This is a genomic window from Lysinibacillus sp. TE18511, assembly GCF_054062295.1.
In genome coordinates, this window is record NZ_JBSSFD010000055.1 from 1 (window position 1) to 21,595 (window position 21,595).

At 38.1% G+C, this 21,595-nt stretch carries 19 protein-coding genes and 1 rRNA gene; 12 read left to right on the forward strand and 8 right to left on the reverse strand.

From position 1 onward, the window contains the following. The first annotated feature begins 193 nt into the window (after window positions 1-193). Genes opp3b through ACVWXS_RS23775 form a run of 4 tightly spaced genes read left to right on the forward strand, consistent with a single transcriptional unit; the run spans window position 194 to window position 4,531 of the window. Entirely contained in the window at window positions 194-1,117 is a 924-nt protein-coding gene (gene opp3b / locus ACVWXS_RS23760; protein ID WP_456960410.1) for an oligopeptide ABC transporter permease, read from the forward strand. 3 nt (window positions 1,118-1,120) lie between these two features. Further along, entirely contained in the window at window positions 1,121-2,155 is a 1,035-nt protein-coding gene (gene opp3C, locus ACVWXS_RS23765; RefSeq protein ID WP_374965026.1) for an oligopeptide ABC transporter permease, read from the forward strand. Window positions 2,156-2,168: 13 nt separating this feature from the next. Then, entirely contained in the window at window positions 2,169-4,169 is a 2,001-nt protein-coding gene (locus tag ACVWXS_RS23770) for an ABC transporter ATP-binding protein (protein WP_456960411.1), read from the forward strand. Next, window positions 4,166-4,531 (forward strand): DUF3899 domain-containing protein, encoded by a 366-nt coding sequence (locus ACVWXS_RS23775; protein ID WP_456960412.1) that lies wholly within the window; start codon window positions 4,166-4,168, stop codon window positions 4,529-4,531. Before ACVWXS_RS23770 ends, ACVWXS_RS23775 begins: the two co-directional genes overlap by 4 nt. Before the next feature lie 43 nt (window positions 4,532-4,574). On the opposite strand, the gene ACVWXS_RS23780 is transcribed toward ACVWXS_RS23775, so the two are convergent. Further along, entirely contained in the window at window positions 4,575-4,748 is a 174-nt protein-coding gene (locus ACVWXS_RS23780; RefSeq protein ID WP_456960413.1) for a hypothetical protein, read from the reverse strand. A gap of 161 nt (window positions 4,749-4,909) precedes the next feature. Here ACVWXS_RS23780 and ACVWXS_RS23785 point away from each other — a divergent pair, with 161 nt between their 5' ends. Then, window positions 4,910-5,125, forward strand: a complete 216-nt coding sequence (locus ACVWXS_RS23785; RefSeq protein ID WP_456960414.1) for a hypothetical protein — start codon at window positions 4,910-4,912, stop codon at window positions 5,123-5,125. Window positions 5,126-5,203: 78 nt separating this feature from the next. On the opposite strand, the gene ACVWXS_RS23790 is transcribed toward ACVWXS_RS23785, so the two are convergent. After that, the gene (locus ACVWXS_RS23790) at window positions 5,204-6,886 is read right to left on the reverse strand and encodes a peptide ABC transporter substrate-binding protein (RefSeq protein WP_456960415.1); all 1,683 of its coding nucleotides are present in this window, start codon (window positions 6,884-6,886) and stop codon (window positions 5,204-5,206) included. A 136-nt stretch (window positions 6,887-7,022) separates the two neighbouring features. Between ACVWXS_RS23790 and ACVWXS_RS23795 the strand changes: the two genes are divergently transcribed. Both ACVWXS_RS23795 and rpoN read left to right on the forward strand, forming a co-directional pair. After that, window positions 7,023-8,087, forward strand: a complete 1,065-nt coding sequence (locus ACVWXS_RS23795) for a M24 family metallopeptidase (protein ID WP_456960416.1) — start codon at window positions 7,023-7,025, stop codon at window positions 8,085-8,087. 432 nt (window positions 8,088-8,519) lie between these two features. Further along, entirely contained in the window at window positions 8,520-9,803 is a 1,284-nt protein-coding gene (rpoN, locus tag ACVWXS_RS23800) for an RNA polymerase factor sigma-54 (RefSeq protein WP_368638095.1), read from the forward strand. Window positions 9,804-10,125: 322 nt separating this feature from the next. Here the strand turns inward: rpoN and ACVWXS_RS23805 are convergent, their stop codons facing one another. Genes ACVWXS_RS23805 through ACVWXS_RS23825 form a run of 5 tightly spaced genes read right to left on the reverse strand, consistent with a single transcriptional unit; the run spans window position 10,126 to window position 15,654 of the window. Next, window positions 10,126-11,610: an aldehyde dehydrogenase family protein gene (locus ACVWXS_RS23805; RefSeq protein ID WP_456960417.1), complete on the reverse strand. Its 1,485-nt coding sequence runs from the start codon at window positions 11,608-11,610 to the stop codon at window positions 10,126-10,128. Window positions 11,611-11,636: 26 nt separating this feature from the next. After that, a complete protein-coding gene (gene dapA / locus ACVWXS_RS23810) occupies window positions 11,637-12,539 on the reverse strand; it encodes a 4-hydroxy-tetrahydrodipicolinate synthase (protein WP_456960418.1) in 903 nt (300 codons plus the stop codon). Between the two features lie 32 nt (window positions 12,540-12,571). Continuing rightward, complete coding sequence (locus tag ACVWXS_RS23815) at window positions 12,572-13,444, reverse strand: proline racemase family protein (RefSeq protein ID WP_402989994.1); 873 nt, start codon at window positions 13,442-13,444, stop codon at window positions 12,572-12,574. A gap of 12 nt (window positions 13,445-13,456) precedes the next feature. Further along, window positions 13,457-14,476, reverse strand: coding sequence for a proline racemase family protein (locus ACVWXS_RS23820; protein ID WP_456960419.1), 1,020 nt, complete (start codon window positions 14,474-14,476; stop codon window positions 13,457-13,459). Beyond that, window positions 14,473-15,654, reverse strand: a complete 1,182-nt coding sequence (locus ACVWXS_RS23825) for an NAD(P)/FAD-dependent oxidoreductase (protein WP_368638090.1) — start codon at window positions 15,652-15,654, stop codon at window positions 14,473-14,475. The genes ACVWXS_RS23820 and ACVWXS_RS23825 overlap by 4 nt, the downstream gene beginning before the upstream one ends. 176 nt (window positions 15,655-15,830) lie before the next feature. On the opposite strand from ACVWXS_RS23825, the gene ACVWXS_RS23830 reads away from it, so the two are divergent. The 5 genes from ACVWXS_RS23830 to ACVWXS_RS23850 all read left to right on the forward strand — a co-directional run bounded on the left by ACVWXS_RS23830 (window position 15,831) and on the right by ACVWXS_RS23850 (window position 21,373). Continuing rightward, the gene (locus ACVWXS_RS23830) at window positions 15,831-17,516 is read left to right on the forward strand and encodes a sigma-54 interaction domain-containing protein (RefSeq protein ID WP_456960421.1); all 1,686 of its coding nucleotides are present in this window, start codon (window positions 15,831-15,833) and stop codon (window positions 17,514-17,516) included. 153 nt (window positions 17,517-17,669) lie between these two features. After that, window positions 17,670-17,936, forward strand: coding sequence for a (2Fe-2S)-binding protein (locus ACVWXS_RS23835; protein WP_402990006.1), 267 nt, complete (start codon window positions 17,670-17,672; stop codon window positions 17,934-17,936). Beyond that, entirely contained in the window at window positions 17,936-18,277 is a 342-nt protein-coding gene (locus tag ACVWXS_RS23840; protein ID WP_368638087.1) for a (2Fe-2S)-binding protein, read from the forward strand. The genes ACVWXS_RS23835 and ACVWXS_RS23840 overlap by 1 nt, the downstream gene beginning before the upstream one ends. Further along, entirely contained in the window at window positions 18,267-19,484 is a 1,218-nt protein-coding gene (locus ACVWXS_RS23845; protein WP_456960420.1) for an NAD(P)/FAD-dependent oxidoreductase, read from the forward strand. Before ACVWXS_RS23840 ends, ACVWXS_RS23845 begins: the two co-directional genes overlap by 11 nt. 434 nt (window positions 19,485-19,918) lie before the next feature. Continuing rightward, entirely contained in the window at window positions 19,919-21,373 is a 1,455-nt protein-coding gene (locus ACVWXS_RS23850) for an alanine/glycine:cation symporter family protein (RefSeq protein ID WP_368638085.1), read from the forward strand. Window positions 21,374-21,503: 130 nt separating this feature from the next. On the opposite strand, the gene rrf is transcribed toward ACVWXS_RS23850, so the two are convergent. Continuing rightward, window positions 21,504-21,595: ribosomal RNA gene (rrf, locus tag ACVWXS_RS23855) — 5S ribosomal RNA — on the reverse strand; the annotation flags it as partial.

The following is a 21,595-nucleotide window of genomic DNA, read 5'->3' on the forward strand; positions in this document are numbered from 1 at the left end:
AAAGCGAAGCGTCAGCGGCAAATGTTTTATCTGTGCGAAAGCGAAGCGACAGCAACAAAGCGCCCAGTCGGAACGGAAATCAACCACACGTTATGTTATGATCCAATTCTTTAGTAATTCTCCATCTTTTGGCATCGATATTGCAAATAAATTAAATAGATTCAACAAACTATTTCATAAGGAGGTCGTTTCAATGATTCGGTACATCTTTACTCGAATCGGCTACATGATTATTACGTTATTTATTATCATTTTGCTTTCTTTTTTGCTTATGAAGGCACTACCCGGTTCCCCATTTAACGATGAACGCTTACCTGAAGCCCAAAAAGAACTACTTTACAAAAAATACGGTCTAGATAAACCGGTACCTATTCAATTCGGTATTTACTTAGCAAATTTTGTACAAGGGGATTTAGGTGTTTCATTTGTTTTTGATAATCGTCCAGTTACAAAAATAATTCAAGAACGTATCGGTGCCTCTGCCATTCTAGGATTTCAAGCCGTAACTGTCGGTACTTTAATAGGCTTACTGCTAGGTATAATAGCGGCGCTAAGGCACAACACCATTATAGATTATGGGGCTACTGTTTTAGCTGTGCTCGGTATCTCCATTCCATCCTTTGTATTCGCAGGTTTTTTACAATATTGGATTGGTGTCAAACTAGGCTGGCTACCAATCGCCTTTTGGAACGGTTTTGAATACTCAATCTTACCAACAATCGCTTTAGCCGTAGGTGTTGTTGCAACAATTGCCCGCTTTACCCGGATTGAAATGTTGGAAGTACTCAATCAAGAATATATTTTAACCGCAAAATCAAAAGGACTATCGAATCCCTATATCATTACAAAGCATGGTATTCGAAATGCACTAATCCCAATCATTACAATTATCGGACCATTAACTGTTAATACGATTACTGGCTCACTAGTTATTGAAAAAATTTTTAGTATCCCTGGCTTAGGAGAACAATTTGTTAATTCCATTATTACGAATGATTATCAACTTATTATGGGAACAACAATCTTTTATGCTGTTCTATTTGTAAGCGTTATCTTAATTATTGATATTTTATACGGATTCATTGACCCTCGAATTCGTGTCACAGGAGGCGAGTAATTGATGACAACAAAAATAACTGAGGATGCAACGCTAAAAAAATATCCCCCTGATTTATTTGAGCCTACCTCTCAACATGAATTTATCGATGATTTTACGTATCGTCCTGAACAATCATTTTGGCAAGATGCATGGCTTGGTTTACGCAAAAATAAAGCAGCCATCGTTGGCTTATGTATTATTATTTTAGTTATTTTACTAGCCATTTTCGGTCCATTTATGAATAGTCATGGCTACGATGAACAAAATATTGCGCGGACAAATTTACCACCAAAAGTCCCTGTTCTTGAGAATATTTCATTCTTAGGCTTGAACGGTGTTGATAGTCGTGGTGTTGACCAATATAAAGCTAAAGGTATAAGTGAATATTTTTGGTTCGGTACAGATGAATTAGGTCGGGATTTATGGACACGTATTTGGCAAGGCACACGTATATCTCTTTATATTGCTTTTTTAGCGGCAACAATTGATTTAATTATAGGCGTTGCTTACGGGGCTGTTTCAGCATTTTATGGTGGTCGCACTGATCATATTATGCAACGTATTATTGAAGTGTTAGTTGGTATTCCTGGGCTAATTGTTAATATTCTTCTTATTCTTATTTTAAAACCAGGAATCATTTCTATTACTATTGCGATGGTTATCGTTGGGTGGATTAGTATGGCACGTATCGTACGAGCACAAATATTAAAGCTAAAATCATATGAGTTTGTTCTTGCTTCTAGAACGCTCGGTGCTAGTAACCAACGCTTAATTTGGAAACATTTAATTCCTAATACGCTAGGTCCAATTATTGTAGCTACTACTTTTACCATTCCTGGAGCCATCTTTACTGAAGCATTACTGAGTTTTATCGGCCTAGGACTACAGCCACCAACTGCTTCCTTAGGAACGATTGTTAATGACTCTTATAAATTACTACGTATTTATCCACATGGCATGATTTTTTCATCCATTGTCATTAGTTTAATTATGATTAGCTTTAATCTACTCGGTGATGGACTGCGTGATGCATTCGATCCAAAAACACGTAAATAAGGGGGGATGCGCATTGAAAAAAATAGTAGAAGTTAAAAATTTAAGTGTTTCATTTAATACGTATAATGGTGAGGTGCAGGCTGTTCGTAATGTATCCTTCGACTTATTTGAAGGTGAAACACTAGCAATCGTTGGCGAGTCAGGCTCTGGGAAGTCAGTTACATCTAAAAGCCTATTACGACTAAACCCTGTCGAAACAACAATGCTGAAACATGGTCAAATTTTATATAACGGGAAAGATATTTTAACGTGCAAAGAGCAGGAAATACGTGCAATCCGCGGAGCTGAAATCTCAATGATCTTCCAGGATCCCATGACTGCATTAAACCCCACGATGACAATCGGTAGTCAAATTGCAGAGAGCATCAAAAAACATACAGCATTACGTGGTAATCAAATAACAGAACGTGTGATTGAACTATTAAAGCTTGTTGGCATTAATGAAGCGGATAAACGCTATAAGCAATATCCTCACCAGTTTTCTGGAGGAATGCGTCAACGTATCGTTATCGCGATGGCACTTGCTTGCGAGCCTCGTATTATTATTGCTGATGAACCTACCACAGCTCTAGACGTTTCGATTCAAGCACAAATTCTAGAATTGCTAAAAAACATTCAAAAAAAGATGAATCTTTCAATTATATTTATTACACATGATTTGGGTGTTGTAGCAAAGATGGCTGATCGTGTTGCCGTGATGTATGCCGGAAAAATTATTGAAATTGGCTTAGTCGATGAAATTTTTTACCATTGTCAGCATCCATATACACAAGGTCTGCTTGCTGCAATGCCAAACCCAGATATTGAAACCGACACACTGTACGCTATTCCAGGAACACCACCAAACTTACTGCATCCGCCGAATGGTGATGCCTTCGCTGCTCGTAATAAGCAGGCACTTAAAATCGATTTTTTAGAGGAACCACCCATGTTTAAGGTCAGTGACACACACTATGCCGCAACTTGGTTATTGCATGAGCAAGCTCCTAAAATGATACCGATTCATCAACAGTTAGCCCAAGCTGAATGCAATGAACGTGAAAAAGCTCCTGTATTTGATACAACCAACCCGTTTTTATCATTAAATGGAGTAAAACAGCATTTTAAATTAGATAAAAACACTATCAACAAAGCTGTAGACGGCATTACTTTTGATATTTATAAAGGAGAAATCTTCGGTTTAGTTGGAGAATCTGGCTGTGGCAAGTCCACGACAGGCCGCTCGATTATTGGACTCAATTTAATAACAGCCGGCGATATTCACATCGACGGTAGGAATATTAATGAAGCAAAGACGAGGCAAGAAAAGTTAGCCTTTAATCGCAAGGTGCAAATGATTTTCCAAGACCCTTATTCTTCCTTAAATCCACGTATGAAAATTGCTGACATTATTGCGGAAGGCCTTGCTATTCATGGTGTACCAAAAAGCGAATGGAAGACAAAGATTTATGAGTTATTAAATATAGTAGGTTTAACGAAAGAATATGCTAATCGCTATCCTCATGAGCTTAGCGGCGGGCAACGTCAACGCATTGGTATCGCACGCGCCCTTGCTGTAGAGCCCGAACTGATCATTGCTGATGAACCAATTTCCGCATTAGACGTATCGATCCAAGCACAAATCGTTAATTTATTGAAAAAGCTACAAAAGGAACGTGGACTGACATATCTATTCATTGCACATGATTTATCGATGGTGAAATATATTAGTAATCGTATCGGCGTCATGCATCGCGGGAAAATTGTCGAGCTTGCAGAAAGCCAAGAGCTCTATGATCACCCTATTCACCCTTATACAAAGGCACTATTATCTGCTATACCATTGCCTGATCCAAAATTAGAACGTGAACGTGAACGTGAACGTGAACGTATTATTTTTAATGAGGTTGAATATAACGCTACTAATAGAGAAAGTGAAAGCTTTACAGAAGTACGTCCAGGCCATTTTGTCATGCTGACAGAAGAAGAAATTACCCAATACCATCAAGCAATCAGCGAGAGCATACTGCAATGAAATTAAAAACAACTTTATTATTTACTGGCTGCATTTTGCTATGTTCCCTTCTCTATACATTGCTCTTAAAGCAATCGATGACAATGCTGACTATCATTAATCACACTTTCCTTGCTTCACTTACTTTTACAATCGTTGGAGCACTATTGTTTGTTGTGCAAGGCGGGCTTTTTAATGGGATCGCTTATAGCTTTAAACGTTTTTTTGCTCGCGTCACTAAAAACGGCACCTACGCCTATGAGTTAGATGGTGACTTGGAATTCGTACAAGCACCATCCTATACCTTTACCTATCCACTGCTACTAGCAGGATTGATTGGCTGTATAATGACAACTATTTTATCTGTTGTTTTCTATTTATAAGAGGCTTATTTCACCATAACGTGTGGTTGATTTCCGTTCCAGGCTACTCGCTTTGTCGCTGACGCTTCGCTTTCGCACAGATAAACATTTGTCGCTGTCGCGCAGGGGCGAGCGTCGAGCTTTCATTGCTCTGTGACGAAAGCGAAGCGATATGATCACTCAAGCAGCCTTCCACTCCAATCAGCGATAGCTTAGAACTTTTATCAAAAATGAACACTATGGCTAGCCACCATGCTCAACAGAAAAGACTTATTAACAGTTACGCAATTGTACATTTGTTGTTACTTTCACACAGATAAACATTATTACTGAAGTTTTGTTTTACTACTATAAATTAGAGTGACATGCTCAAAGATACATGCTAAGCGAAGTGGTTGATTGGAGTGGAGACTGAGCGACTCCTTGGGGATCAGCGATAGAGGAACGAAGGCTAAAACCATCACGTCCTGTGATAACGCCTTCGTGACCAACATCCTGTTGCCCCGAGACCCTGGAGCGAGCAACGCGAGTGAAGCGGCTCATCGGACGCCCCCAGGAAAGCGCTCAGTCGGAACGGAAATCAACCCCTCATTTTGCCGAAGAACCATACTATGACACCATAATTTTATTGCCACAATAGTTTTTCAACAACATAAAAAGGATGCTGCCTCTCTAAGTAGGCAGCATCTTTTTTTACTTTACAATTTCAACCCATTTATAGCTAATGTCCGCTGAAAACGGATGTTCATATAAGTTTTTTACATATGGCTTCTTCAAACGACTTATACCTTTTTGGAATGTTGGTGCAAATGCAACATCATCCAACATAATCTTTTCAGCTTGTTGCATTAATTTCCAACGTTCGGAAACATCAGAAGTTGTTTTAGCTTTTTTAATTAATGCATCAACCTCTTCATTTTTATAGTGAGATTGGTTGTAGTAAGCCGTGGATTCAAATAATTCAATATATGTCATAGGATCTTGATAGTCAGGGCCCCAACCACCATAGTCTAAATCATAGTCAACAGCCCCTTCTAATGCTAGCTTTTGCTTATTAGGTTGCATGTTGATTGTTAGCTCTAGGCCTTTAAGATTTGTTTCTAATTGATTTTTAATAAATTCTGCAGCTTTTTTAGACTCTGCACGGTCGTAAGTTAAAAACTCAAGTTTTACTTGGTCTACCCCAAGCTCCTTTAAACCAGTAGCCCATGCTTCCTTCGCCAATTCAACATTTGTTTTATTCATATCACCGTTCCCTTCCCGGAAATCAACACCTTTTTCATCTGTTGATAATCCAAGTGGTACTAAAAAATATGCTGGAATAGAGCCATCCTGTAAAATCACATCTGCAAAGCCTTGTTTATCCCAAGCCATATCGATAGCTTTTCGAATGTTCTTGTTTGATAGGAATTTATTTTCATGGTTCATTCGGATAAAATACGTATTCGGTTTTAAAAATGTTGAAAACTCTGGGCTATCTTTGTATTGAGCAACATACTCACTCGAAAGCTCAGCAGTGTCGATTTCTCCTGCTTCATATAGGTTGACAGCTGTTGCCGTATCTTTCACGATTTTTTGTGTGATTTTTGTAAGCTTCACACTGTCTTTATCCCAATAGTTTTCATTTTTTACGAATGTCCACCCTTGACCATGCTGCCATGATTCCATTACGAACGGACCATTATAAATCATATTTGCTGCTTCTAACGCATATTGATCGCCTTGTGCTTCTGTGAATTCTTTGTTTAAAGGAAAGAACGGTGCATACGTTGTTAAGCTTAGGAAATATGGAAGTGGCGCATTTAGTTGAACTTCTAATGTGTAATCGTTTAGCGCTTTAACGCCAATTTCATCTACCTTACCATATAGAGGATCGCCCTCTTTTTGAACACTCGCTGCATTTTTTATATCTAGCATTAAATAAGAATAAATTGCTTGCGTTTCAGGATTGATAGCTCTTTTCCAAGCGTATTCAAAGTCATGTGCTGTAACAGGTGTACCATTGCTCCAAACGGCATCTTGGCGTAATTTAAATGTATAAACAGTACCATCCTCTGAAGTTTCATATGACTCTGCCATCCCTGGCACTGGTGTATTTTCTGGTCCGATACGGTATAACCCCTCAAATACAGAGTTCATTGCAGTAACTGCAAGTGCATCTACACTCCCTAATGAACTCATTGTTGCTAAATCCCCTCCCGCTACTAAATGCAATTCCTGTCCAACAGCTTTGTCGCCGTCAGTTGTAGACTCTTTGTCAGTACTATTGCCACCAGTTGGGCTAGCAGAAGAATTATCCTCCTTACCGTAGCAGCCAACTAGTACAACTAGCACCACCCCTAATAACACGACTAACCATTTTGTCTTTTTAGTCATTGTCATATCCCCTTTAATTTTATTGCACGATAGACACCGCACAACAAACATATATGCAATATTCATGCCTACACTATAATTACGCTTAAAATGTGGCACAAATATTGCAGTAATTCAATAAAGGGGGAAATATAACATGTCTCAACTAGAACAATTACGTACCGCATTACGAGCACAACAATCGGATGTGTTCATCATAACGAGTCATCAAAACCGTCGTTATTTAACAGGATTTACAGGCAGTGCAGGCACAGTAGTAATTACACAAACTCAAGCACTTTTACTTGTAGATTTCCGTTACACACAGCAAGCAACAAACCAAAGTAAAGAATTTGATGTTCGTGAAATCGATCGCAGCCATTTATATAAAACAATCCAAGAAATTTTGGACACAGAATCTATTCAAACGGTTGGTTTTGAGCAACAACATGTTACTTACGAGGCATATCAATTAATGTCTAGTAAATTAACAGCAACATTAAAGCCGCTATCTAATATTGTTGAAAATTTACGTATGATAAAAACAACAGAGGAAATTGAATTGATTAAGAAAGCAGCATGGGTTTCGGATGAAGCCTTTAAGTATATTTTGACATTTATCAAACCTGGAGTGTCAGAAATTGATATCGCAAATGAGTTAGAGTTTCATATGCGTAAAAACGGTGCTACTGGAGCTGCATTCGATATAATTATTGCTTCTGGTCATCGTTCAGCACTTCCTCATGGTGTTGCATCCGATAAAAAAATTGAAAAAGGCGATATGCTGACACTTGATTTTGGTGCCTATTATCAAGGCTATCGTTCAGATATGACAAGAACAATTGCAGTTGGCGAACCACCTGAAAAACTAAAGGAAGTATACCAAATCGTTTATGACTCATTACAAAAAGCTCTATCTAATATGAAGGCTGGTATTACTGGAAAAGAAGCAGACAGCTATTCACGAGATTTCATTAAAGCTAAAGGCTATGAAAAAAATTACGGACACGGTTCGGGGCACGGTATCGGCTTAGATATTCATGAAAATATTTTTATGTCTACAGTATGTGAAGACATTCTAGAAGAAAATATGGTGCTTACTGTTGAGCCAGGTATTTACATTCCTAAGATTGGTGGAGTGCGTATTGAAGATGATGTCATCGTTACAAAAAACGGTGTTGAAGTTATTACAAACTCACCAAAAGAGCTTATAATTTTATAAAGTAGTCTTTTCATTTGATTCAGCGGAAAGCCTTTTTCCGCAGCGAAGTGCTATCAAGTACATTTTTGGGTGAAGGGCTTTCATTTTTTACATTATTTATACACATATCATATATGATGTTCATTTTTTAGACACATTTTAAATACCCTTTACTAAAGCTCTTTTTTACTTTAGTTACTAATGTCAAAAATTTTTGTCACTACACGCAATAACATCATTTTCAATGGATTTAAGGACGCAATTATGCCGAGGTATAATTGCGTCCAAAGGCATTAACTTCTTTCAGCGGATGTTTGGATACCCGCTGAGAAATAACTTTAACCTGCATTCATCTCACTAGCTATAAGGTGGGAGACTTTTGTAGCTGACGTTTCACTTTCGCTACAAAACTATTTGCTGAAAAAAGTTAAAATAGAGAATCGAGGTTTTAATATGCATCTTTCTATTAAACAAACTCAAGATTTGAATTTAGTTATGACTGTACAACTTCGCCAAGCCATCGAGTTACTACAATATTCTACACAAGAATTAGAACAGTATATTCGTGAACAAGAGCTCGTTAATCCATTAATAGAATTAAGTGAACCGACATTTCAAGAACGTGCACATTTTTCACAAGGTGTTAGACGTCACACAAATATCTTAGAACATGTAACTAAATATGAAAAAAATATTCGTGATGATTTATTTGAGGAAATTAAGTTAGCTTTTCATGAAGATCAAGACATTAAACTACTTAAACATATTATTTATCATTTAGATGACAACGGCTACTATGAGCAACCAATTACGCCGACTTTTAAAGATGATGAAATCGAAAAGGGCATTCACTTATTACAAGCCATTGGACCACTTGGTATTGGTGCACGTAATTTGAAAGAATGCCTGCTATTACAAACAATGTATCGTGAAAGTAGCCCAGCTCATGCAGAAACAGTAATTTTCTCATATCTTGACGAACTTGCAAATAAAGAATGGAAGAAAATTGCCAACGAGTTAAATATATCACTTTGTAAATTACAAGAAATTTATCAATTCATCCAAACTTTACAGCCTAAGCTTAGCTCATTGTTTCATCAGGAAGCTGTACATCATAATACACCAGATATTATTGTTGATTATGTTGATGGCACCATCACTTTTTCATTAAATGATTATTATTTACCAAAAATCAATATACACGCGGACTATGCACCATACATTACTGCCAATTCCTCTGAAAAGAGTTATTTTAAAAAGTATTTATCAGACTATCAATGGCTAGTTAACAGTGTTGAGCAGCGCCGAAATACAATTATCAAAATCATGAGGGCACTTATTGAGAAGCAAAAAGCCTTTTTTCTACATGGGTTTGATGCTATAGAGCCTCTTACATTGCGTGAAATTGCTGAACAAATTGAAGTACATGAATCAACAGTTAGCCGAGTCACAACGAATAAATATGTACAAACGGCTTATGGGACATTTGAACTTCGAGATTTATTTACTTCTAAATTACAAACAACAAATGGTAACAGTGTTTCACAAGTAAAGGTAAAATCGCTTTTAGTAGACTATATCAAAACTGAAAATAAAAAGAAGCCTTTCTCAGATCAAAAAATTGCCGAGCATTTCAACACTATACTTGGTATCGAAATATCACGTCGTACAATAGCAAAATATCGTGAAGAAATGAACATTCCGTCATCTACAAGACGTAAAGTGATTCAATTTTAAAAGGGGCTACTCTCAGTTAAGTAGCTCCTTTTTAAATGTATGAAGGCTCATCACCATAATGTGGGGTGATTTCCGTTCCGACTGTAGGCCTTTCCTTGGGGCGTCCGATGAGCGACTTGAGGCAAAAAAATGTTGGTCGCTGAGGCGTTATTACAGAACGTGATGCTTTTAAGTTTTTGTGCTTCTACCTCTGGGGGCTCATCTGTAACGCTTATCCCTAAAGAATCTCCTAGCTTCCACGCCCATTAACTGCAAGACATGACATATGTTTAACAATTATCCTCCCCACTTTTGATCATGAGCCTATATGAAAGAGATGGGCTTAGTTTTGCTTCATATTTACGAAGACACTTTTAACTTCCGTATAGTTGGACAAGCCATATTCGCCGCCCATTTCACGACCGACACCTGATTGCTTGTAACCTCCAAATGGCATCGTTTCCCATTCTAAACCAAAATCATTAATCCATACTGTCCCTGCTTGTAGCTTACTAGCCATATAATGTGCTTTTTTCACATTTTCAGTCCAAATGCTAGCCGCAAGTCCATACTTACTATCATTGGCGCGGGCAATCACTTCTTCTACTGTGTCAAATGAGAAGATGGACATAACAGGTCCGAAAATTTCTTCACGAGCAATTGTCATATCATCCTTTACATCAGCAAATACAGTTGGTTGCACGAAATAACCTTTGTTAAATTCACGTTCTCCACCTGCCACTAGACGTGCACCTTCTTCTTTTCCTTTTTCAATGAAACCAAGTACTGTATTCAGTTGTTTTTGTGAAACAAGTGGACCCATATCTGTTTCTGGATCTAGCCCAGGTCCTAGCTTTAATGCCTTTGCTTTTTCTGCAAGTCGCTCAACAAACTGATCGTATAAGCTGCTATGCACAAATACCCTTGTACATGCACTACAATTTTGTCCGTGATTGTACATCGTCCCAGCGAATGTACCTTCTATTGCTTCTTCTACATCTGCATCTTGTAATACAATCGCTGGAGATTTACCACCAAGCTCCAATGTGACACTTTTCACATCGTCCGCCGCTTTTTTCATAACATGAATTCCTGTTTTTGTTGATCCTGTGAATGCCACTTTGGCGACACCTTTATGTGTAACAACCGCTTCACCCGCTTCACCTGTGCCTGGTACGATGTTTACAACACCATCCGGGAAACCAGCTTGTTTCAATAATTGACCTACGTACAATAACGATAATGGCGTTTCCGCTGCCGGTTTAATAACAACCGTACAGCCTACTGCCAATGCCGACCCTAATTTCCATGCAGCCATCGCAAGCGGGAAATTCCACGGAATGATTTGCCCCACAACCCCAACTGGCTCATGGACAATGTAGTTTAAGTAATCCTTTGATACTTGCACCGTTTGTCCTGTAATTTTTGTTGCCCAGCCTGCATAGTAACGGAAATGTTGTACAGTACCGTCCACATCATCAGCTAAAGCTGTTTTGTATGGCTTACCATTATCTAATGATTCGAGCTGTGCTAGTTCTTCCCGATGCTCCTCTAGTAAATCTGCAAATTTATAAATAATACGTGAGCGTTCTGCTGCATCCATGATAGACCATTCATTATCAAACGCTTTTTGTGCAGCTTGCACGGCTATGTTGATATCTTCAGCCTGTGCCTCGCTTACTGTTGCAATGATCTCTTCGTTAGCTGGATTTAGTACTTCAAATGTTTTACCCGATTGAGATTGCACATACTCACCATTAATATATAAACCAACTGTCGATTGTAAAAATTCTTTTACCATCGGTTTCAGTGTTAATACTGCCTCCATATTTGACACTCCTTTTCTCAAAAAATTTATTTATGTTCAGCAATCAGTACATCTAAGTCAGCCATGATCGTTTTTAATTGTGTATCTTCTTCCTCTGTTAATGGGAGACGCGGCAAACGGCAAGGTCCTCCGGCCAATCCTTTTAATTCCATTGCACGTTTTGCAATTTGTACGTATTTACCTGACCCTTCTAAAAATGCGCATAATGGTAATAAACGATCGTAAATAGCCCACGCTTCATCTAGATTCCCATCTTGCACATTGTTATACAATTCCGTTACAAGTTCAGGTACGATGTTTCCTGATACTGAGATCCAACCTACAGCACCTACAAGGAATGATTCAATTGCTAAATCTTCTGAACCACAGAATACTTTAATGTCGTCTTGTCCTTGACGTACAATATCACGCGCTTTGCCGATGCTACCGCTGGATTCTTTAATATGTGTAATGTTTGGTACATCTCGGCCTACTTTTAGTATTGTTTCTATGCCAATATCCACACCAGAAGTGAATGGATTATTGTAAATCATGATTGGGAAGCTTACTGATTCTGCAACTGATTTAAAATGTAAATAGATTTCTTCATCTTTCGGATGTGCATAATAGGAGTTAATGAGCAAAGCTGCATCTGCTCCTGCTTGTTCAGCCTGTTGCGTATATTTGATTGCCTCCGCTGTTGTTTCAGCAGCCGTACCAACAATTAATGTAATACGACCTTTAATTTGATCAACTGCTACTTCTACAGCTTTGATGCGCTCTTCTTTAGATAAACTTACGAATTCGCCTGTACTACCGTTAATGGCAATACCTGTTACGCCTGCTTCAATAAAACTCTCTATATTTTGACGGAAACCATCCCAATCGATGTCTGTTTGGTTCAACATAGGTGTTACTAATACTGGAAATACACCTTCTAATTTTTTCATACTTCTTTCCTCCTTAGTAAGATAGATTATTTTTACACAATGACAAATCCTTGTTGTAGCGGATCTTCCCTGTCTACTACAAATTGATGGATTCCTGTGATATATCCTGTTAATGCAAGTTCGTAGCCAACCTCATGTTTGCCTGCTATTTCAATACAGCTGTAAAAAATACTGTTGTTTTTTCGCACAGCTCCATCGCCTAAGACTGCTATTAATGCAAGGGTACTATCTACACTTGGCGAGCGAAGAATATAGCCATCACGTTCAAATGTTACTGAACGCACTTCGCTACCTACTTTTTCATACACAATGACACCATCAGCAGCACTATATTTTGTACTCGCGTTTACTCCCCAAGTACTAATATCTGCTAGTTCATCTAGTACAAGTGCCTTTAATTGTTGGGGCTTTTCTAAAACAATATAACGTCGCTCACCATCTACCACTACGAATTCATCTTCTACAAGCGCTGGCTTCACTATCATATGAACTGACAGTACTGCATCCTTTTTCTCTGAAAGTTGTACATTTACTTCATAAATACCTTTTACTGTTTCAATTGTGTAAATGTCATTCTCTGACACTTCAATTGTTCCGAGCTCTATTAATGCTGTCGTTGTTGCTACGAGCGCCTCATATTTAAAATCTGTAGAAGCAGCGTGCTGAAAAAATAATAATCGGAATGATGCAACGGCTGATGGTAAGATAATACATCCGTTCATACCGCGATGCCCACGTGGTTCATTTAATAGAATTTGTTTTGTATTTTCAAATTGTGTATTTAATGCATTGGCCGCTTCCACAATATTTTCCTGAGAAATTACGATAGGCGATTGCACCACTATACGAAAGGCTTCTCCAACTACCTGTGTATCAATCGTTTGAAAAGATTTATGATAGTTCATATTAATCCTCCTTTAGTGATCCATTGGTGGAATCATCAAATAACCTTCTTTTAACGGGTCCTGTTCATTGTAAAAGAATCGATGCATCCCCATTACCCATGCAGATCCTGTTACTTCTGGGATAACAGCCGTTAAATCACCAACAACTACTTCTTCTAGTACTCGTGCTTTAAACAATGTACCTACAATACTTTCGTAAACGAATGGTTCGTTCATAGCCAGTTCATTTTTCTTGTAAAGTGTCGCAATTTTAGCTGAAGTACCTGTACCACATGGCGAACGATCAATTCCACCTGGCGGTACAACGACTGTATTCTTTAAATCCGCTAATTCATTTACTGGATTCGTATAAAACTCGATATGAGTTAACCCATGTATAAACGAAAACTCAGGATGTACAATCTTTTCCTTGGCATTCACAGCATTACGAAGACGAATACCTGTATTAATAATATTCGTCGCGTTTTCTACTGATAAATCTAAATCTATTTTTCTAGCATCTACAATGCCGTAAAAATTACCTCCATACGCAATTTCACATTCAACAACACCGAATTCAGGGTCTTCAATTTCAACTGTCTTTAATAGAAAAGAAGGTACGTTTTTAAACGTTACTTCCTTAGCCACGCCATCTTCTACTTTAATTTGTACAGCAATTAAACCTGCTGGGGTGTCCAATTTAATATGGGTATACGGAGTTTGAATCTCAATTAAGTTCGATTCAACAAGGGCTGTACAAACGCCAATTGTGTCATGCCCGCACATCGGTAGATAACCACCAGTTTCAATATAAATCACGCCTAAATCAGCTTCTGGATGACAAGGATCCGTAATAATAACACCTGACATAACGCTATGTCCTCGAGGCTCGTTCATAAGAAACTTTCGAATCCAGTCAAAGTGCTTTTGCATATAAAGCATTTTGTCAGACATCGTTTTACCTTCAAGCTTCGGCATGCCACTAATGAGCGAACGTGTCGGATTTCCACCTGTATGGGTATCAATTGTTGTAAATAACTTTTGAAATTTCATTTGTGGAACACTCCTTTCTTAAATCTATTTATACTTACTGGCTCAGTAGGAATACATGTATCTTTGTGTTGTAGCAATTCTTGCACAAGCTTTCCAGTGACTGCTGCTAGGCTAATCCCATCTCCTTCATGACCTGCCGCTATGTAGAAGCCTGGTACCTCCTCTACTTCACAAATAATGGGTAAATGATCCTCTGTCCATGGTCTTAGCCCCGCATATGTACGGATAATCGACATATCTGCAATTTTTGGATAGAAACGCACAGCACGTCTAGCAATCATTTTCACGACATCATGATTTACTTTCGTATCAAAGCCAACAAATTGGCGACTACTTCCTATTAAAAAGTTTTGTGCTTCAGTTGGTTCAAATACTAAAGCAACTCCGTATTTTTCAATATCCGCATCCACTATACGCTCTCCGCCAAATTTAGAAATTAAATAACCGAATTCCATTACCTTTCTTAGACCTACTGGTTGCTGACGTGATGCAACAATAATATGGCCTTTACGTGGTTTGATAGGTACTTCAACACCAAGCATTTGTCCAACAAACGGCGCCCAAATACCACAAGCATTAATCACTTTATTGGCTGTCATTATACTTTCATTAGTCTCGATTAAAAACGTGCCATCTGGCTGTTTCTTTATGTTTTTTACTTCAATATGTTTTCGTATTTTTGCACCCATTTTTTCTGCTGAATGGAACATAGAAAATGTCAGCATATACGGATTTACTGTTGAATCTGTTTTACACTCTAAGCCGCCATATAAATCATCTGCGAAGAACTTTGATTCATTTCGCAAGTCTGCTCTATCTAACATTTTAAAATCCAATCCTGCTTCTTGCTGACGAGTCACCCATTGTTGAGCGGCTACCATTTCTAATTCACTTTCACAAACAAGAATACTTCCAGGGTTGCGATATTCAAATTTAATTTCTAACTCTTGATCTAGCTCATGTACTAATTGTTGGCTTACTAATGACATCTGGCTATCAAAGCCTGGATCCTTATCTATGGCTAAAATATTTCCATCGCAGCGAGAAGAAGTTCCACTCGCCAATTCATTTTTTTCTAGTACCGTTACTTCAAGACCAGCCTTTGCACAATAATAAGCAATTGCCCCGCCAATAATACCTCCGCCAACGATCACGATATCATGATGAGATTTCCCCAATATTCTCCCCCCTTTTTTTGCAAGTACTTAACATTTTGCAAAAAGCGTGCCAACCTCTCAATTCGAAATTTGTTTGATAAACTATCCACTATGTGTCAAAATTATTTATATTATTCAAAAAAATTGGACAAATGAGTGATGAGGGGGAACTTATTTTGCATTCATACCATTTAATTATGAATAAAGTGTTAAAACGAAATTTCATTTTCATCCCAGTAGAGGATGTTGGAACTAAACTTAACGATGACACGACACAGTATTTTGTTATTGAAAATGAAAAGCCTTACGCAGTTAAGAGAGGCAAAAGAAAAAGTGATTTCGAATATATAGCCTGTCAAATTGTGCGCATGGATTGTCCAATCAAAACAGCTCTTGATTATTTGGAGGATTATGATTTTTTACTTATTCGTGACGAAACTAAGCAATATATAGGATATTTATCGAAAGAATCCTTGTTATACGATCTCGCTTATGAATTAGAGTGTATAAATGCTTACTTAAACACCATTTTAGAAACGATTAATGAGTCATGTACTGTCATTGATCATCATCAAAACGTTATTTATTGGACCAAAGGAGCGGAAAGTATTTTTTCAGTATCTGGGGAAAATATTATTGGAAAGCCAATCACGGATTTCTTTAAGGAAGATCAACTTGAAATTTTACATACATTGCAGCATAGAAAATCTGTTTATCAACAACAGCATTTTCCGCGTGAAGACCTTGTTGTAATGATTAACTCCAATCCTGTTATGTTAAACGATAAAACGATCGGTGCAGTCGTAGCCGAAACAGACATTACCCATGTAAAAAAATTAAACGAAGAACTTCATATTACTTCTGAAAAATTATTGAATTTAGAGAAACAGATGAATACAAATGGCTTAGCCTACGACCCATTTACACTTATTCGTGGTAATAGCCCTACACTAAAAAAGGTGCTTGAACAAGTAAATAAGGTCGCAAAAACCGAGGCAAATATTTTAATCTATGGAGAAAGTGGCGTCGGCAAAGAGCTTTTCGCCCGCGCAGTTCACGCAATTCGCGAAAAACCAGATGCACCATTTGTAGCCATCAACTGCGGGGCCATTCCTAGTGGCTTATTCGAAAGTGAGATTTTTGGTTATGAAAAAGGTGCCTTTTCCGGAGCACATCAAAAAGGAAAAAAAGGAAAAGTAGAGCTTGCACGAGGGGGCACACTATTTTTAGACGAAATTGGAGAAATGCCGTTAGATATGCAGGTAAAGATTTTACGATTGCTGCAGGAAAAAACTTTTTATGCAGTAGGCGGCACAAAAGAAATGGATGTCGATTTTAACTTAGTAGCTGCTACAAATAGGGATTTAAAGCAATTGGTAGAGGAAGGAAAATTTAGAGAAGATTTATATTACCGTTTAAATGTCGTAAATTTCACAGTACCTCCACTTCGAGAACGAGCTACTGATATTTTAGAGATTAGTAACTACTTCTTATATGAGAAATCCATCAAATACAATCGACCAATTCAAGGAATTCCGCCTGAAATCGCAAATATTCTTTTGCAATATCAATGGCCAGGAAATGTTCGTGAATTAGGTAATGTTATAGAACGCCTCGTTGTTTTTTCTGATGAAGGAGCAATTCATATAGAAGATTTACCTGCAGACATTTTAGCAGCCGTTCCAAAAAGTGAAAAACTAGACGTACGAAAGGATTTACCACAAGGGACGCAGCTAAGCGATCAACTCGAACATTATGAACGTGAAATTATTTTAGAGCAGCTTGCGTTAGTAAATGGCAATAAAAAAATCTGCGCCCAAAAATTAGGTATTACTCGGGCAACATTATACAATCGACTAAAAAAATTAAACATTGATGTCTAATTTTTTTAACTTAATGTCTAAATTTTTATACACTATTCTTTCGATATACAGCAAACCACGAGCAAGCCATTTATGGATGTCAAAAAACTTTCTGGCATAGTTTTTGCAGTAAATATTATGTAAATAAAATTTTTACGTATTAGGGGGGTCACTATGCAATACAAATCTATGATTGTATGTCGTTGTGAAGAAGTTAGCTATGATGAACTCGTAGAAGTAGCATCCGCAAATAATTGCTCTGCTCGTGAACTTAAGCTACGAACGCGGGCAGGTATGGGCTATTGTGGTGGTCGCACTTGTCGTACAATGGTCGATCAAATCGCACATAAACATCACCCACGACCAGACTGCGAAATTTCATTAAAATATCAGGCACCAATTCGTCCTGTACGATTTGCCGACTTAGGAGAGGTTAAATAATGACTGAACGTATTATAAACCACCCTGTTTTAGGGGTACTACCTTCAATGGAAAAGGTGTCTTTCACTTTTGATGACCAAGAATATGAGGGATACAAAGGTGAATCTTTAGCAGCCGCCCTACTTGCAAATGGTATTCGCACCTTACGTGTCCATGAAGAATCAGGTCTACCACGTGGCATCTATTGTAATATTGGCCATTGCTTTGAGTGTCGCGTAAATGTCAACGGCTTAGAAGGAGAACGCGCATGTATAACACCTGTCTCTGATGGTATTGTTGTGAAAAGTGGTACGACTCTTCCTACAACAGTGCGTGACTGGAGGAAAAATAATGGAAAATAAAGTAGTCATTATCGGCGCTGGTCCTGCTGGGCTTTCTGCCGCTATTACATTAGCAGAAAAAAATATAGCCGTTCTTGTTATTGATGAATACTTATATCCAGGAGGACGCTTACTTGGACAATTATATGAAGAAAGTCCAGGGAAATGGTGGAATGGTATTGTAGAATCCAAGCGTTTATTTGAACGTGCAAAAGCCCTCAATGTCGAACTTTTACTACAAACGAGCGTTTCAGATTTAGAAAAAATTGAACAAGAGTGGATTGTCCATACAAATAAAGGTGTATTTCGTACAAGGCAGCTTCTGTTAGCTACAGGTGCCGCTGAATCTCCATTCCCAATTCCAGGGTGGACACTTCCTGGCGTAATGTCTGTAGGAGCTGCACAAGTAATGACAAATGTACATCGTGTAAAGCCTGGCAAACGTGGGGTCATTATTGGCGTTAACGTACTGTCCTCAGCCATTGCGATGGAATTACAAATCGCAGGCGTTCAAGTAGCAGCAATCACATTACCCGCTGTTAACTTATTAACAAAAGATAGCGGAAACCCTATTGAGGTTATGAATTCATTACTACATGTATCTCATATGGCCCCCTCTCCCCTTGTTAAAATCGGAAGTAAGTTTATGAAAAATGAATTTATGAAAAAATTAGGCATTACCTTCTATCCAAAAAACGGAGTAAAAATGTGGGATATTCCAATTATGTTACGAAAAGCAGTCGTTGAAATAGTTGGCAAAGATCAAGTAGAAGGTGTAGTCATTGCAACAGTAAATACTGACGGCTCCATCGTTCCTGGCAGTGAAAAACGCATCAAAGCAGATTTTGTTTGTATCGCAGGAGGATTATATCCCTTAGCAGAACTTGCTTCTTTAGCTGGTTGTCCATTCCATTATATTGAACAATTAGGTGGGTTCATCCCGTTACATAATGAGCAAATGGAAACCAACTTAGATGGGCTACATGTCGCGGGCAATATTACAGGTATTGAAGGAGCGAAAGTTGCGTTAGCTCAAGGCAAAGTTGCTGCGCTTACAATCGCCCATAAATTAGACACTGGCACTACAAAGCAAGAAATTCAACGCGCTATTGAAGATGTCGAGACAACAAGAGCAAACGCACATATTCAATTCCATCCAGAAGTTTTAGCAGGTCGCCAACAATTGAAAAAAATCTGGATAGAGTCATATCTAAATGTTACCAATTAAAACTGTCAGTATTTTAGACAAAACAAAAAAGTGTATAACATTTGAATACTACAAACTGAAGTTAAAAATCCTTTTCTCACACTACAGAGAAAAGGATTTTTATTTTATTTATAGGGCTATTATACGCCATAGGAAAGCGCTCCCAGAGTGAAATGTTCAATCAAGTACAGATTTTGCTGAAGAGCATTTTTTATGGCACAAAAAATGCATTAAGAATGATAAGGGAGGGAAATTTTGAAGGGGGGGTATTTTCCAACTATTATCTTCAATTCATAAATTTAAGCTTGCGTAATTCCTAACGACAGCTATGTAGTAAGACGATATGTGGATTCTTCTTAGTAGGAAATGGAATCATACAATCTTGGGGAAAATGCTCAGAACGCAAGACATTTATGAAAATAAAAAAAGAATTAGTTGTTCAAGGGGGAAATGTTATGGAAGCAATCGTAAATACATTAGTCGATTACATTTGGGGAAATGCACTCGTTTATTTAGCATTAGGGGTAGGTTTGTATTTTACTGTTCTGACCAGAGCTGTACAATTCCGTTATATTCCCGAGATGCTACGATTATTGCGTGAACGAAAAGAATCTAACGAAGGGATATCATCTTTCCAAGCTTTTTGTATGGCCTTATCTGGTCGTGTTGGGGTCGGTAATATCGCAGGGGTTGCTACTGCTATTGCAGCGGGTGGACCAGGTGCCGTATTTTGGATGGGGGTTATGGCGTTTCTAGGAGGTGCAAGCGCCTTCATTGAATCTACCTTAGCCCAAGTGTATAAAGAAAAAGCAGATGATCAATACCGTGGTGGATCACCTTATTACATTGAAAAGGGTTTAAAACTTAAAGGTTTTGCTATTTTTGTAGCGTTTGTTATTTGTCTTTCATATGGCGTTCTAGTACCGGGTATTCAAGCAAATACAATTGCCACGTCATTTGATACAGCATTTAATATTTCTCCATATATAACTGGCATAATTATTGTTGTACTTTTAGGATTGATAATTTTTGGCGGTGTTAAACGTATTGCACGCGTTGCAGATAAGGTAGTTCCTATTATGGCACTGGCCTATGTCCTTTTAACACTTATTATTTTAGGTGCTAATGCAAGTGAAATACCTAGCATGATTAAATTAATTCTTACAAGCGCCTTTGGGACAAATGCAATATTTGGAGGTATAGTGGGTACTGCTATTGCTTGGGGTGTCAGACGTTCGGTATTTTCAAATGTAGCCGGAGCTGGTGAAGCTACATTCAGTTCTGCAGCTGCTGAAGTATCCCATCCAGCTAAACAAGGGTTAGTACAAGGTTTTTCAATATACATCGATACGATTATCGTCTGTACAGCAACTGCGTTAATGATTTTAATTACAGGTATGTATAATGTCACTCCTCCTGGAGCCACAACACCTCTAGTTGAAAACATTCCAGGTGTAGTGGCAGGTACCGCTTATACACAGGCCGCTGTCTCTACTGTATTCGAAGATTTTGGAAGTGGTTTCGTGGCCATTGCCATATTCCTTTTTGCATTCACTACTTTAATGGCTTACTACTATATAGCAGAAACTACAATTGTCTATTTAGATAAAAAACTGCGTTACCCTGTATTAAAATTAGTTTTAAAATTTATCTTCTTAATTGTCGTGTATGTTGGTAGTGTTCAATCTGTTAGTCTAATGTGGGGGCTTGGAGATATTGGATTCGGTAGTATGAGTTATTTGAACTTTATTGCTATTGTCTTATTAACTAAACCGGCTCTAAAAGTTTTGCGTGATTACGACCGTCAAAAAAAGGCAGGGCTCGATCCGATTTTTGACCCACGAGAAGTAGGTATTAATAACGCAGATTTCTGGATAGAGTACAGCAACAAGCATAAACATACTCAATAAAAAAAATAGCAACTACAACCTTTAAAAAGATTGTAGTTGCTATTTTTCATTGTTGGATGTTTTTTTCGATTACAACTTCTGATTATTCATAAAATAAAAAACAGCCAGCACACAGCTGACTGTTTTATTTGCCTAGCGACGTCCTACTCTCACAGGGGGAAGCCCCCAACTACCATCGGCGCTAAAGAGCTTAACTTCCGTGTTCGGTATGGGAACGGGTGT